Genomic DNA, 13,012 nt, shown 5'->3' with positions numbered 1-13,012 from the left:
TGCCGGTGCGTCGCACCCGCGGGGCTACGGCGCGGAATCGGTTCGGCGGGCGGGCCGAAGGACGACGGGACCGGGACGGGGATCGGGGAGCACTGATGAACACGGAAGCAGGCGCCGCGGGCGAGGCCGAGCGGTCCGCACCGGGGCAGCCGGCCGGACCACCGCCCGGAAGCGCGGCACCGTCGCCCGGAAGTGCCGTGACGCCGCCCGGTGGCGCCGCACCACCGCCCGACGAGGCGCCCGAACCGCAGCCGTCGCGGCCCGGGCGCCAGGGCTTCGCCGCCCTCTCCCCGAGCTATCAGCTGGCCGCCTCGCTGGCCCTCGCGGGCATCGCCGTCGTCGCGTGCTTCCACGTCCTGATGGTGTTCCTGCACGTCGCACCGTCGAACACGATCACCAAGCAGCACGGCAAGGTGGTCGACGAATGGATCTACCCCGAGTTCGAGCAGAACTGGAAGCTGTTCGCCCCCAACCCGTTGCAGCAGAACATCGCCGTACAGGCCCGGGCCGAGGTGCGCGCCGCCGACGGGAAGCAACGTACGACCGGCTGGTACGACCTGTCCGCGCAGGACGGCGCCGAGATCAAGGGCAATCTGCTGCCCAGCCACACCATGCAGAACGAACTGCGCCGCGCCTGGGACGTGTACCTCGGTACGCACGACGCGCAGAACCGGTCGACCAGCCTGCGGGGCACGCTCTCCGAGCAGTACCTGCGCCGCATCCTCGTGCTGCGTTTCGACCGGCTCGGCGTCGGCGGCGAGGGGGACGTGATCGAGCGCGTCCAGGTCCGTTCCCGGTCGGTCACGATCGCGCCTCCGAAGTGGAGTGAGGAGAAGGTGAACCAGAAGCCGGTCTACCGGCAGCTGTCCTGGTGGACGGTGACCTCGCGCGACGCGCCACTCGACAGCGGCACGCACGTGCGCGTCAAGGACCGGACGGACGGTGCGCGATGAGCGGCATTCAGCAGAACGCGGCGCCGGAGCACACCGGCGCCCCCGCGGGGCAGGGCGACGAGAGCCTGGGGCAGCGCCTTTCCGGCGCCCTGAGCGCCGGTGTCGAGCGGGTCACCGCGTCCGCGCTCGGCCCCTACCAGAGCGCCGTGGTCCGCATCGGCTTCTCGGCCACCTGGCTGCTTTTCCTGCTCCGCGAGTTCCCGCACCGGCAGGAGATGTACGGCCCCGACGCCCCGTGGAGCTGGGGCATGGCGCAGCAGCTGATCGCGGACAACCACGCGTTCACCGCGCTGCTGTGGTCGGACAGCCAGGTGTGGTTCCAGTTCGTCTACGTCGCCGCGGTGCTCGCCTCCGTCCTGCTGCTCCTGGGCTGGCGCACCCGCACCATGTCGGTGCTGTTCATGATCGGCGTGCTGTCGCTGCAGAACCGCAGCGTGTTCATGGGGGACGGCGGCGACAACGTCATCCACCTCATGTCGATCTACCTGGTCTTCACCCGGTGCGGGCAGGTGTGGTCGCTCGACGCGCGCCGGGCGGCACGCGCGCGTGAGGGGCGGTTCGGGCCGGCTGGCGTGGACCGGGCCGGGCCCGTCCTGTGGTGGGTGATCGGGCTCGCGCTCTCGGCGATCACCTTCACGGGGAAGACGAGCGGCGGCTGGCTGTCCTTCTTCTGGGCACTGTGGCTCGTCCAGGGGATGTGGTGGTTCGCCAACAGCCGCTATCCGCAGGGTGGCGCGCGTCAGATGTACGACGTCGTCGCCAATGTCGCGCACAACGCGGCTCTGCTGATCGTCATGGTCGAGGCGTGCCTGATCTACGCGACGGCCGGCTGGTACAAGATCCAGGGCAGCCGCTGGCAGGACGGCACCGCGGTCTACTACCCGCTCCACCTGGACTACTTCTCGCCGTGGCCCGCTCTGGGCGATCTGCTCAGCGCGTTCGGCCCGATGGTGATGCTCGTGACGTACGGGACGGTCGCCGTCCAGGTCGCCTTCCCGTTCACCGTCTTCAACCGCAAGGTGAAGAACGTCCTGCTGGTTTTCATGATCACGGAGCATCTGTTCATCGCGATCGTGCTGGGCCTGCCCTTCTTCTCGCTCGCGATGATCGCCGCCGACGCGGTGTTCCTGCCGACGTCCTTCCTGCGGTGGGTCGGCGGCCTGGCGGCACGCGCGCGTGACCGTGCTCTCGGCCTTCGCGGCGGGCGCGGCGGCGGTGGTGCGGTGGTGCCGGAGCAGCGTCCGGCGCAGGACGCCGAGCCGTCGGCGGTGCGCACGTAGGCTTCCTGCCATGAGCGGGACGAGCACGGCGGACAGCGGGCACAGCGGACTCCACGGGGCCGCGGACGGTGCCCTCGATGCCGAAGAGGCCGAGGACGCCGTACGGGCCTGGCGGCGCGGCGCCGGTACCGCCGTGCTCCTCGACGGGTTCCACGCCCTCAAGCACGCCCTGCGCTTCGGCGCCGACGTCCCCGTCGCGCTCGCCGCCGACAAGGCGGCGGCGTGCGCCCTGGCCGACGATCTCGCGCCCGATGTCGCGGGGGAGCTGGCCGCGCGGCTCGTGGAGGTGCCGGGCGACGTGCTGCGCGATCTCGTGCCGCGGCTGCACCCCACCGGGGTCGCCGCGCTCGCCGGCCGTCCCGCACGCGCCGGGAACCTGGCGGCCATCGGCCGGGCGGGGCGCACCACACCGGTCGTCGTCCTCGACGAGCCGCGCAACCTCGGCAACGCGGGGGCCGTCATCCGCCTGGCCGCCGGGTACGGGGCGGCCGGTGTCGTCACGACCGGCAGCCTCGACCCCTGGCACCCCACCGTCGTGCGGGGCGGGGCCGGGCTGCACTTCGCGACCGCCGTGGAGCGGCTGACCGTCGACGAACTGCCCGACGGGCCGCTGTACGCGCTCGATCCCGAGGGCGCCGACATCCGCGGCCTGACGCTGCCGGACGACGCGCTGCTCGCCTTCGGGTCCGAGCGCAGCGGCCTGTCCGACGCGCTGCGCGCGCGGGCCGACCACCTGGTGTCCCTGCCGATGCGGCCCCAGGTCTCCAGCTACAACCTGGCCACCAGCGTCGGCATGACCCTCTTCCACTGGAGCGCGCACAGCACGTACGCGCCCTAGCGATCAGGCGTTCCGGTGATCAGGCGCCGTCGCGCCGGACCTCCACCACGCGGAAGCGGTTCGCCACGAAGGCGCCGTCGCACAGGGCCGCGTTCGCCGCCGGGTTGCCGCCCGAGCCGTGGAAGTCGGAGAACGCCGCCGTCTGGTTCACGTACACCCCGCCCGTCAGGTTGAGCGAGAGCTGGGCGCACTCCTCCAGGCAGACCTCCTCGACGGCCTCGGCCACGTCGTCGGACGTGGTGTAGGCGCCGACGGTCATGGCGCCCTTCTCGCGCACCGTGCGCCGCAGCAGCTCCAGGGCGTCACCCGTGGAGTCGACGGCGACCGCGAACGAGACCGGGCCGAAGCACTCGCTCATGTAGGCCGCTTCGGCGTCGGGCTTGGTGCCGTCGAGCTTCACGATCACCGGGGTGCGCACCACCGCGTCGGGGAACTCCGGGTTGCCGACCTCGCGCGAGGGCAGGGCGACCTCGCCGAGTCCGGGCGCCGCCTCCAGGCGGGCCTTCACGTCGGGGTTCACGAGCGCGCCCAGCAGCGCGTTCGCCCGGGCGTCGTCGCCGAGCAGGCCGCCGACCGACGCCGCGAGGTCCGCGACCACCTCGTCGTACGACTTCGGGCCCGCGTCGGTGGTGATGCCGTCGCGCGGGACCAGCAGGTTCTGCGGGGTCGTGCACATCTGGCCGCTGTACAGGGACAGCGAGAACGCCAGGTTCGCCAGCATGCCCTTGTAGTCGTCGGTGCTGTCGATGACGACCGTGTTGACGCCCGCCTTCTCCGTGTAGACCTGCGCCTGGCGGGCGTGGGTCTCCAGCCAGTCGCCGAAGGCCGTCGAGCCCGTGTAGTCGATGATCCGGATCTCGGGGCGGACGGCGAGGGTCTTCGCGATGCCCTCGCCGGGCCGCTCGGCGGCGAGCGCCACCAGGTTCGGATCGAAGCCCGACTCGGCGAGCACCTCGCGGGCCACTTGGACGGTGAGCGCGAGCGGCAGCACCGCGCGCGGGTGGGGCTTCACCAGGACTGGGTTGCCGGTGGCGAGGGAGGCGAACAGGCCCGGATAGCCGTTCCACGTCGGGAACGTGTTGCAGCCGATCAGCAGCGCGATCCCGCGCCCGACCGGCGTGAACTCCTTGGTCAGCCGCAGCGGATCGCGCTTGCCCTGCGGCTTGGACCACTGCGCCGCGTCCGGGGTGCGCACCTGCTCCGCGTACGCGTACGCCACCGCTTCCAGGCCGCGGTCCTGCGCGTGCGGGCCGCCCGCCTGGAACGCCATCATGAACGCCTGGCCGCTGGTGTGCATGACCGCGTGCGCGAACTCCATGGTGCGGGCGCTGATCCGGGCCAGGATCTCCAGGCACACCACGGCGCGCAGCTCGGCGCCGGCCTCCCGCCACGCGCGCATGCCCGCGCGCATGGCGGGCAGCAGCACGTCCACGTCCGCGTGCGGGTACGTGATCCCCAACTCGATTCCGTACGGCGAGACTTCACCGCCCACGAAGTCGTCCGTGCCGGGCTGTCCGAGGTCGACGCGGGTGCCGAGCAGGGCGTCGAAGGCGGCCTTGCCCTCGGCCATGCCCAGGCTGCCGCCCTCCTCGCCGCCGTAGGCCTTCGGGTGCTCGGGGTGCGGGGACCAGTACGCGCGGGTGCGGATGGTGTCCAGCGCCTGGTCGAGGGGGGGCCGGTGCTGGGCGATCAGGTCGTGCGCGGTGCTTTCGGCGGCGGCCATGGCGGACCAACTCCTCCTCGGGGCCGGCTCCTCGTCGAGCCGGCGGGCCGGTTGGGACCGGGCGGTGCGGGGCTGGGCGACGGCGCCCGGCAAGAGCTAGAGTAACCGAACGATCGGTCGGGACAAGGGGGCGGGGAAAACTGTGGAAAACCCGTCCATCGAGCCCCGGAGACCCATGGCGGGCGCACGTACGGGAGGATCACGCCATGACTGCACATGACCGTCTCGTCGGCGTGGTCGGCACCGGCACCATGGGCCAGGGCATCGCCCAGGTCGCGCTCGTCGCCGGCCACCCCGTCCGGCTCTACGACGCCGTGCCGGGCCGGGCCCGCGCGGCCGCCGAGTCGATCACCGCGCGCCTGGACCGGCTCGTGGAGAAGGGGCGCATGAGCGCCGAGGAGCGCACGCTCGCCGTCGCGCGCCTGGAGCCCGCGCAGACCCTCCACGAGCTGGCCCCCGCCGCGCTCGTCGTCGAGGCCGTCCTGGAGCAACTGGACGCCAAGCAGGACCTGTTGCGCGAGCTGGAGGAGATCGTCACCGACGACTGTCTGCTCGCCACGAACACCTCGTCCCTGTCCGTGACGGCGATCGGCGGCGCGCTGCGCGTCCCCGGACGCTTCGTCGGACTGCACTTCTTCAACCCGGCGCCGCTGATGCCGCTGGTGGAGGTCGTCTCCGGATACGCCACGGACGTCACCGCGGCCACGCGCGCGTACGAGACCGCCCGCGCCTGGGGCAAGACCCCGGTGGCCTGCGCCGACACCCCCGGCTTCCTGGTCAACAGGATCGCGCGGCCCTTCTACGCGGAGGCGTTCGCGGTCTACGAGGAGCAGGGCGCCGATCCCGCCACCATCGACGCGGTGCTGCGCGAGAGCGGCGGCTTCAAGATGGGCGCCTTCGAGCTGACCGACCTCATCGGCCAGGACGTGAACGAGGCGGTCACCCGCTCCGTGTGGGAGGGCTTCTTCCAGGACGCGAAGTTCCGGCCGTCGCTGGCCCAGCGCCGGCTCGTCGAGGCGGGACGGCTCGGGGTCAAGTCCGGGCAGGGCTGGTACGCGTACGGGGACGGCGAGGAGCGGGCCGAACCGCACACCGCCGCCCCGGCCGACCCACCCGCGCGCGTGACGGTCGAGGGGGATCTGGAGAACGCGGGCGAGCTGATCGCGATGATGCGCGAGGCGGGCATCGAGGTCACCCAGGAGGACGAGGACAAGGGCACCCGCATCGTGCTCCCCGGGGGCGGCCAGCTCGTGCAGGCGGACGGGCAGACGTCCATCGAGTTCCGGGACGTCGTCTACTTCGACCTCGCGTTCGACTACCGCTCGGCGACCCGCATCGCGCTCGGCGCCTGCCAGGACGGCAATCCGCGCACCCTGCGCGAGGCCGTGGGGCTCTTCCAGGCGCTCGGCAAGGAAGTCAGCGTCATCGGGGACGTCCCCGGCATGATCGTCGCCCGTACGGTGGCCCGGATCATCGACCTCGCGCACGACGCCCTCGCGCGCGGGGTGGCCACCGAGGAGGACATCGACACCGCGATGCGGCTCGGTGTGAACTACCCCCTCGGCCCGTTCGAATGGAGCCGCAAGCTCGGCCGGAACTGGGCCTGCGGCCTGCTGGAGGAGCTGCGCGACCGGGACTCCTCCGGCCGCTGCGCACCGTCCTTCGCCCTGCTGAGGCACTCGTACGACCCCAAGAAATGGGAGGGCTCCGCGTGACCACGGCACGGCGTGACACCTACACCCCGGAGTCCCTGCTCGCGGTCGCCGTGACCGTCTTCAACGAGCGCGGTTACGACGGCACGTCCATGGAGCACCTGTCCAAGGCGGCCGGTATCTCCAAGTCGTCGATCTACCACCATGTGACGGGCAAGGAGGAGCTGCTGCGCCGCGCCGTCAGCCGTGCGCTCGACGGGCTCTTCGGCATCCTCGGCGAGGAGCCCGCGCGCGTGGGGCGGGCGGTCGAGCGCCTGGAGTACGTCACCAGGCGCATGGTGGAGGTGCTGACCGGTGAACTGCCCTATGTGACCCTGCTGTTGCGGGTGCGCGGCAACACGGCCACCGAACGCTGGGCCATGGAGCGGCGCAGGGAGTTCGACCACCAGGTCGCCGAGCTGCTCAAGGCGGCCGCCGCCGACGGCGACGTACGGGGCGACATAGAGGTGCGGCTCGCGACGCGGCTCGTCTTCGGAATGATCAACTCCATCGTGGAGTGGTACCGGCCCGGCCGCGGCGAGCTGGACAGCGCCGAAGTGGCCGAGGCCGTCGCGAAGCTGGTCTTCGAAGGGCTGCGCAAAGAGGGCTGAGCGGGGCCTCAGGCGCCCGGCCGGCCCCCGTTCCCCGCGCCCGCTTCCCCCGCGTCCGCGTCCCCCACAGCCCCCACATCCAAGGTCTCCTCCTCGAAGACCAGCAGCGTGCGCGTGCTGAGCACCTCGGGGATGGCCTGGAGCTTGGTGAGGACCAGCTCGCGCAACGCCCGGTTGTCGCGGGTGTGCACCAGGATCAGGACGTCGAAGTCGCCGCTGACCAGCGCGATGTGCGCGGCCTCCGGCATCCGGCGCAGCTGGTCGCGGACCGTGCGCCAGGTGTTCTGGACGATCTTGAGGGTGATGTACGCGGACGCGCCCTGGCCGGCCCGCTCGTGGTCGACCCGGGCGCCGAAGCCGCGGATCACCCCGTCCTCGATGAGGCGGTTGATCCGCGCGTAGGCATTGGCCCGTGACACATGGACGCGCTCGGCCACGGAGCGTATCGAGGCGCGTCCGTCCGTCCGCAGCATCTGGAGGATGTCGCGGTCGATGGCGTCCAGAGGGCGGGCCGCGGGTTCCTGCCCGGCGGGATCTCCTGCGGCGCGCGCTCCGGAGCCGTCGGCCATTTGTTCAGATGCCATGTGCCCCCGCCTCCCTACCATGGACGTACTGCATTCATCTCAGGCTGTGGAGAACCGTTTGTCCACAGCCTGGAGGGGCCTGTAGCCAAAATGTGCCGACGACCGAACAATCGGTAGGTGAGGCGGGTCACATCCGACGCGCTCTCGAACCGCTCCTACGAGGAGGTGTCGTCATGACGGTCATGGAACAGCGGGACTCCCGCACCGCACCGGTTCCGCCGCCCGCCTGGCAGCCCCGCACGGACCCCGCGCCGCTGCTGCCGGACGCGGAGCCGTACCGGGTCCTGGGCACCGACGCCGCCGCGCAGGCCGACCCCGGGCTGCTGCGCCGGTTGTACGCCGAGGTGGTGCACGGCCGCCGGTACAACGCGCAGGCGACCGCGCTGACCCGTCAGGGCCGCCTCGCCGTCTACCCCTCGACGACCGGCCAGGAGGCCAGTGAGGTGGCCGCCGCGCTCGTCCTGGAGGAGCGCGACTGGCTCTTCCCCAGCTATCGCGACACCCTCGCCGCCGTCGCCCGGGGCCTCGACCCCGTCCAGGCGCTCACGCTGCTGCGCGGCGACTGGCACACCGGCTACGACCCGCGCGAGCACCGCATCGCGCCGCTGTCGACCCCGCTCGCGACCCAGCTGCCGCACGCCGTGGGCCTCGCCCACGCGGCCCGTCTCAAGGGCGACGACGTGGTGGCGCTGGCCATGGTGGGCGACGGCGGCACCAGTGAGGGCGACTTCCACGAGGCGCTGAACTTCGCCGCCGTGTGGCAGGCCCCGGTCGTCTTCCTCGTCCAGAACAACGGGTTCGCGATCTCCGTGCCGCTGGCCAAGCAGACCGCGGCGCCCTCCCTGGCCCACAAGGCGGTCGGGTACGGGATGCCGGGCCGCCTGGTCGACGGGAACGACGCGGTGGCGATGTACGAGGTGCTGGGCGAAGCCGTCGCCCGCGCGCGTGGGGGACACGGTCCGACGCTGGTCGAGGCCGTCACGTACCGGATGGACGCGCACACCAACGCCGACGACGCGACCCGCTACCGCACGGACGCCGAGGTCGAGATCTGGCGGGCGCACGACCCGATCCTCCTTCTGGAGCGGGAGCTGACGGAGCGCGGACTCATCGACGAGGCGGGTGTCCAGGCGGTGCGCGACGACGCGGAGACCATGGCGGCCGGACTGCGCGAGCGCATGAATCAGGACCCGGTGCTCGACCCGATGGACCTGTTCGGCGACGTGTACGCCGAGCAGACCTCGCATCTGCGCGAGCAGGCGGCCCAGCTGCGGGCCGAGCTCGACGCCGAGGCGGAAGGGGGCCAGGCATGACCACGGTCGCGAAGCCGCCCGCAGACAAGGGAGCCAAGCCCGCCAAGCCCGCCACCATGGCGCAGGCGCTGGGCCGTGCCCTGCGCGACGCCATGGCCGAGGACCCGGCCGTGCACGTCATGGGCGAGGACGTGGGCACCCTGGGCGGTGTCTTCCGGATCACCGACGGACTCGCCAAGGAGTTCGGCGAGGACCGCTGCACCGACACCCCGCTGGCCGAGGCGGGCATTCTCGGCACCGCCGTGGGCATGGCGATGTACGGGCTGCGGCCGGTCGTGGAGATGCAGTTCGACGCGTTCGCCTACCCCGCCTTCGAGCAGTTGGTCTCGCACGTCGCGCGGATGCGCAACCGCACGCGCGGCGCGCTGCCGATGCCTCTCACCGTGCGCATCCCCTACGGCGGCGGCATCGGCGGTGTCGAGCACCACAGCGATTCCTCCGAGGCGTACTACATGGCGACGCCGGGCCTGACCGTCGTCACCCCGGCCACCGTCGCGGACGCGTACGGCCTGCTGCGGCAGTCGATCGCCTCGGACGATCCGGTGGTGTTCCTGGAGCCCAAGCGGCTCTACTGGGCGAAGGACGACTGGAACCCCGAGCGGCCGGCGGACGTTGAGCCGATCGGCACAGCGGTGGTCCGCCGCCCCGGGACCGGTGCCACGCTGATCACGTACGGACCGTCGCTGCCCGTCTGCCTGGAGGCGGCCGAGGCGGCCCAGGCGGAGGGCTGGGACCTCGAAGTGATCGATCTGCGCTCGCTGGTGCCGTTCGACGACGCGACGGTCGCCGCGTCCGTGCGGCGCACCGGACGCGCGGTCGTGGTGCACGAGTCGGGCGGCTTCGGCGGTCCCGGCGGGGAGATCGCGGCGCGTGTCAGTGAGCGGTGCTTCCATTACCTCCAGGCGCCGGTGCTGCGGGTGGCGGGGTTCGACATCCCGTATCCGCCGCCGATGCTGGAGCGGCACCATCTGCCCGGTGTGGACCGGGTGCTCGACGCGGTGGCGCGACTGCAGTGGGACCAGTGAACATGGGACCCGTGACAGGGCCGGCGAGGGGGCCGGCGAGGGGTCCGGTGAGGGACGGTGGGCTGATGGCGCAGGTGCTGGAGTTCAAGCTGCCCGACCTCGGGGAGGGACTCACCGAGGCGACGATCGTGAGCTGGCTGGTGAGCGTCGGTGACGTGGTCGCCGTCGACCAGCCGGTCGTGGAGGTGGAGACCGCCAAGGCGATGGTCGAGGTGCCGTGTCCCTACGGAGGTGTGGTCACCGCCCGCTTCGGCGACGAGGGGGCCGAGCTGCCCGTGGGCGCCGCGCTGTTGACGGTCGCCGTGGGCGCCGAGAGCGCGGGCACCGCGCACGGCGGGGCGGTTTCGGTGGCTTCCGCGCCGCCCCTGGAGAGCGCGGCGCAAGAAAAGTCGAGCGGTTCGGGGAACGTGCTGGTGGGGTACGGGACCAGCGCCGCGCCCGCCCGGCGCAGGCGCGTGCGGCCCACGGTGGCGACCGGGGTGCCCGAGCGGCGCGAGCCCCGGCACGCCGAGCCGCCGGCGCCCACACGCGCGGTGCCCGCCGCGGTGCCGGTCGAGGAGCGGGTCGCGGGGCCCGTCGCCGTGATCTCCCCGCTCGTGCGCAGACTGGCGCGGGAACACGGCCTCGATCTGCGTGAGTTGACCGGCTCGGGGCGCGACGGACTCATCCTGCGCTCGGACGTGGAGCGAGCGGTGGCGGAGCGTTCCGCCATGCCGGCAACCACAGCAGCCCCGGCAACGGCAGCCGCCCCGACAGCCACAGCCGCCCCGGTAGCCACACCCGCTCTTGCCGAGCCCGCGCCGCACGCCCCCCAGGGCCACCGCACTCCGTTGCGCGGCATCCGGGGCGCCATCGCCGACAAGCTGTCCCGCAGCCGTACCGAGATACCCGACGCCACCTGCTGGGTGGACGCCGATGCCACGGAACTGCTGCACGCGCGCGCGGCGATGAACGCCGCGACGGGTCCGTCCGCCGGGCCGAAGATCTCCGTCCTGGCGCTCTTCGCCCGGATCTGCACGGCGGCACTGGCCCGCTACCCGGAGCTGAACGCGACGGTGGACATGGCGCGCCGCGAGATCGTCCGGCTCGACCAGGTGCACCTCGGGTTCGCCGCACAGACCGAGCGCGGCCTCGTCGTGCCGGTCGTGCGGGACGCCCACACGCGCGGCGCCGAATCGCTGAGCGCCGAGTTCGCGCGGCTCACCGACAAGGCCAGGACCGGGACCCTGACACCGGGGGAACTGACCGGCGGCACCTTCACGTTGAACAACTACGGGGTGTTCGGGGTCGACGGCTCCACGCCGATCATCAACCACCCGGAGGCGGCCATGCTCGGCGTCGGCCGGATCGCGGCCAAACCCTGGGTGCACGAAGGGGAACTGGCGGTCCGCCAGGTCGTCCAGCTCTCCCTCACCTTCGACCACCGGGTGTGCGACGGCGGCACGGCGGGCGGCTTCCTGCGGTACGTCGCGGACTGTGTGGAACAGCCGGCGGTGCTGCTGCGCACTCTCTGACCGGCTCCGCACCCCTCTGACGGGCGCGGACAGGCTCCGTGTCGCCGAGTCGGTGTCCCCCGGGGTGGCAATGATCGGTTCTGCGCCCATACTCGGGGGATGACCGAAGCCGCCACGCCCGGCCGACGCGGCGACATCGCGTACGACGCCGTCGTCCTCGCGGGCGGCGCCGCGCGTCGGCTCGGCGGCGCCGACAAGCCCGGGGTGCGGGTCGGCGGACGGGCCCTGCTCGACCGGGTCCTCGCCGCCTGCGCCGGGGCCCGGGACACCCTCGTCGTGGCCGAGCCGCGGCCGACCGCGCGCCCGGTCGGCTGGACCCGCGAGGATCCGCCCGGCGGCGGCCCGCTCGCCGCTCTGGGGGCGGGAGTTCGGGCTCTCGACGGCCCGGCGGGGACCCGGCCGGACACGGTCGTCGTGCTCTCCGCCGATCTGCCGTTCCTGGAGCCGCGCACCGTACGGCTGCTGCTCGACACGCTCGCCGGGCAGGACGCCGAAGCGGCGCTGCTGACCGACGGCGAGGGCCGGGACCAGCCGCTCGTCGCCGCCTATCGGGTGGCTCCGCTGCGCCGTGTGCTCGACGCCCTGACGCGGGAACACGGGGCGCTCACGGGCCTGCCGTTGCGGCTGCTCACCCGGAATCTGCGCCTCGCGCGCCGCACCGATCCCGTCGATCCCGCCGCCTCCTTCGACTGCGACACCTGGGACGACATCGCCGCCGCCCGATCACGGATCAGGGAGCATGGTCACGTGTTGGATGAATGGATCTCCGCAGCCAAGGACGAACTGGGCATCGACCTGGACGTCGACACCGGCGTCCTGCTCGACCTCGCCCGTGACGCCGCGCACGGGGTGGCACGCCCCGCGGCACCGTTGACGACGTTCCTCGTCGGCTACGCGGCCGGGCGGGCGGGCGGCGGCCCCGAAGCCGTGGCCGCGGCCGCCGCCAAGGCCGCCGCGCTCGCCAACCGATGGGCCGAGGAGGCCGCCGCGGCGGACGCCGAGCCCGGCGACGCGGGATGAGCGGGCCGCACGCGCGGGCCGCGCACGCCGACCCGCTGGACGGCGACGTCGAAGAGGCGCTCGCCCTGGCCAACGGGGGCCGGAGCGTGCCCAGGACCGACGACACCCCGGCCCCCGCCACCCCCACGGGAGCCTCCGCCCCCCAGGAGCGGGACCGGCAGCCGGCACCCCCCGGCGCCCGCCCGGCCCCCGGCACCCCGCACGGCGCGCAGGACACACACGCCGCGCAGGCCTCGCACACCGCTCACGGCTCCGGTGGTCATGGTGAGGGAACGTCCTGGTCCGCCGCCCGCCGCGCCGCGGCCCAGGCGGGCCGGTCGGCGGCCGAGCACCGGGCCCGTGCCGCGCGGGCCGCCTCCCCGCCCTTCCCTTCGGCTTCCCCCCCCCCCCCTCCCCCCCCCCCCCCTCCCCCCCCCCCCCTCCCCCCCCCCCCCCCCTCCCCCACCCCCCCCCCCCCCCC

11 protein-coding genes are annotated in these 13,012 nt (G+C 73.1%); 9 read left to right on the top strand and 2 right to left on the bottom strand.

The genetic code is table 11. The annotated features are described in order from the left end of the window. The first annotated feature begins 95 nt into the window (after window positions 1-95). Genes ACFVDP_RS16265 through ACFVDP_RS16255 form a run of 3 tightly spaced genes read left to right on the top strand, consistent with a single transcriptional unit; the run spans window position 96 to window position 3,071 of the window. Entirely contained in the window at window positions 96-953 is an 858-nt protein-coding gene (locus tag ACFVDP_RS16265) for a DUF5819 family protein (protein ID WP_383489611.1), read from the top strand. Next, window positions 950-2,233 carry an HTTM domain-containing protein gene (locus ACFVDP_RS16260; protein ID WP_383489608.1) on the top strand — a complete coding sequence of 428 codons (1,284 nt, stop codon included), beginning with the start codon at window positions 950-952 and terminating at the stop codon, window positions 2,231-2,233. Before ACFVDP_RS16265 ends, ACFVDP_RS16260 begins: the two co-directional genes overlap by 4 nt. A gap of 10 nt (window positions 2,234-2,243) precedes the next feature. Further along, window positions 2,244-3,071, top strand: coding sequence for a TrmH family RNA methyltransferase (locus tag ACFVDP_RS16255; protein WP_383489605.1), 828 nt, complete (start codon window positions 2,244-2,246; stop codon window positions 3,069-3,071). A gap of 19 nt (window positions 3,072-3,090) precedes the next feature. On the opposite strand, the gene paaN is transcribed toward ACFVDP_RS16255, so the two are convergent. Continuing rightward, complete coding sequence (gene paaN, locus ACFVDP_RS16250; RefSeq protein ID WP_383489602.1) at window positions 3,091-4,794, bottom strand: phenylacetic acid degradation protein PaaN; 1,704 nt, start codon at window positions 4,792-4,794, stop codon at window positions 3,091-3,093. Window positions 4,795-5,000: 206 nt separating this feature from the next. Here paaN and ACFVDP_RS16245 point away from each other — a divergent pair, with 206 nt between their 5' ends. Further along, on the top strand, window positions 5,001-6,509 hold the full coding sequence (locus tag ACFVDP_RS16245; protein ID WP_383489599.1) for a 3-hydroxyacyl-CoA dehydrogenase: 1,509 nt from the start codon (window positions 5,001-5,003) through the stop codon (window positions 6,507-6,509). Beyond that, a complete protein-coding gene (locus ACFVDP_RS16240) occupies window positions 6,506-7,096 on the top strand; it encodes a TetR/AcrR family transcriptional regulator (protein WP_383489596.1) in 591 nt (196 codons plus the stop codon). Before ACFVDP_RS16245 ends, ACFVDP_RS16240 begins: the two co-directional genes overlap by 4 nt. A gap of 8 nt (window positions 7,097-7,104) precedes the next feature. On the opposite strand, the gene ACFVDP_RS16235 is transcribed toward ACFVDP_RS16240, so the two are convergent. Then, the gene (locus ACFVDP_RS16235) at window positions 7,105-7,680 is read right to left on the bottom strand and encodes an Lrp/AsnC family transcriptional regulator (protein WP_383489593.1); all 576 of its coding nucleotides are present in this window, start codon (window positions 7,678-7,680) and stop codon (window positions 7,105-7,107) included. A gap of 173 nt (window positions 7,681-7,853) precedes the next feature. Between ACFVDP_RS16235 and pdhA the strand changes: the two genes are divergently transcribed. The 4 genes from pdhA (at window position 7,854) to ACFVDP_RS16215 (ending at window position 12,552) form a co-directional block, all read left to right on the top strand. Beyond that, complete coding sequence (gene pdhA / locus ACFVDP_RS16230) at window positions 7,854-8,993, top strand: pyruvate dehydrogenase (acetyl-transferring) E1 component subunit alpha (RefSeq protein ID WP_383489590.1); 1,140 nt, start codon at window positions 7,854-7,856, stop codon at window positions 8,991-8,993. After that, a complete protein-coding gene (locus ACFVDP_RS16225) occupies window positions 8,990-10,018 on the top strand; it encodes an alpha-ketoacid dehydrogenase subunit beta (protein ID WP_383489587.1) in 1,029 nt (342 codons plus the stop codon). Before pdhA ends, ACFVDP_RS16225 begins: the two co-directional genes overlap by 4 nt. Window positions 10,019-10,083: 65 nt before the next feature. Further along, on the top strand, window positions 10,084-11,532 hold the full coding sequence (locus ACFVDP_RS16220) for a dihydrolipoamide acetyltransferase family protein (RefSeq protein WP_383489584.1): 1,449 nt from the start codon (window positions 10,084-10,086) through the stop codon (window positions 11,530-11,532). A gap of 99 nt (window positions 11,533-11,631) precedes the next feature. After that, window positions 11,632-12,552 carry an NTP transferase domain-containing protein gene (locus tag ACFVDP_RS16215; protein WP_383489581.1) on the top strand — a complete coding sequence of 307 codons (921 nt, stop codon included), beginning with the start codon at window positions 11,632-11,634 and terminating at the stop codon, window positions 12,550-12,552. The last annotated feature ends 460 nt before the right edge of the window (window positions 12,553-13,012 follow it).

This window comes from Streptomyces sp. NPDC057694 (assembly GCF_042799415.1).
Taxonomy (GTDB): domain Bacteria; phylum Actinomycetota; class Actinomycetes; order Streptomycetales; family Streptomycetaceae; genus Streptomyces.
This window is presented reverse-complemented; position numbering and strand designations above follow the sequence as displayed.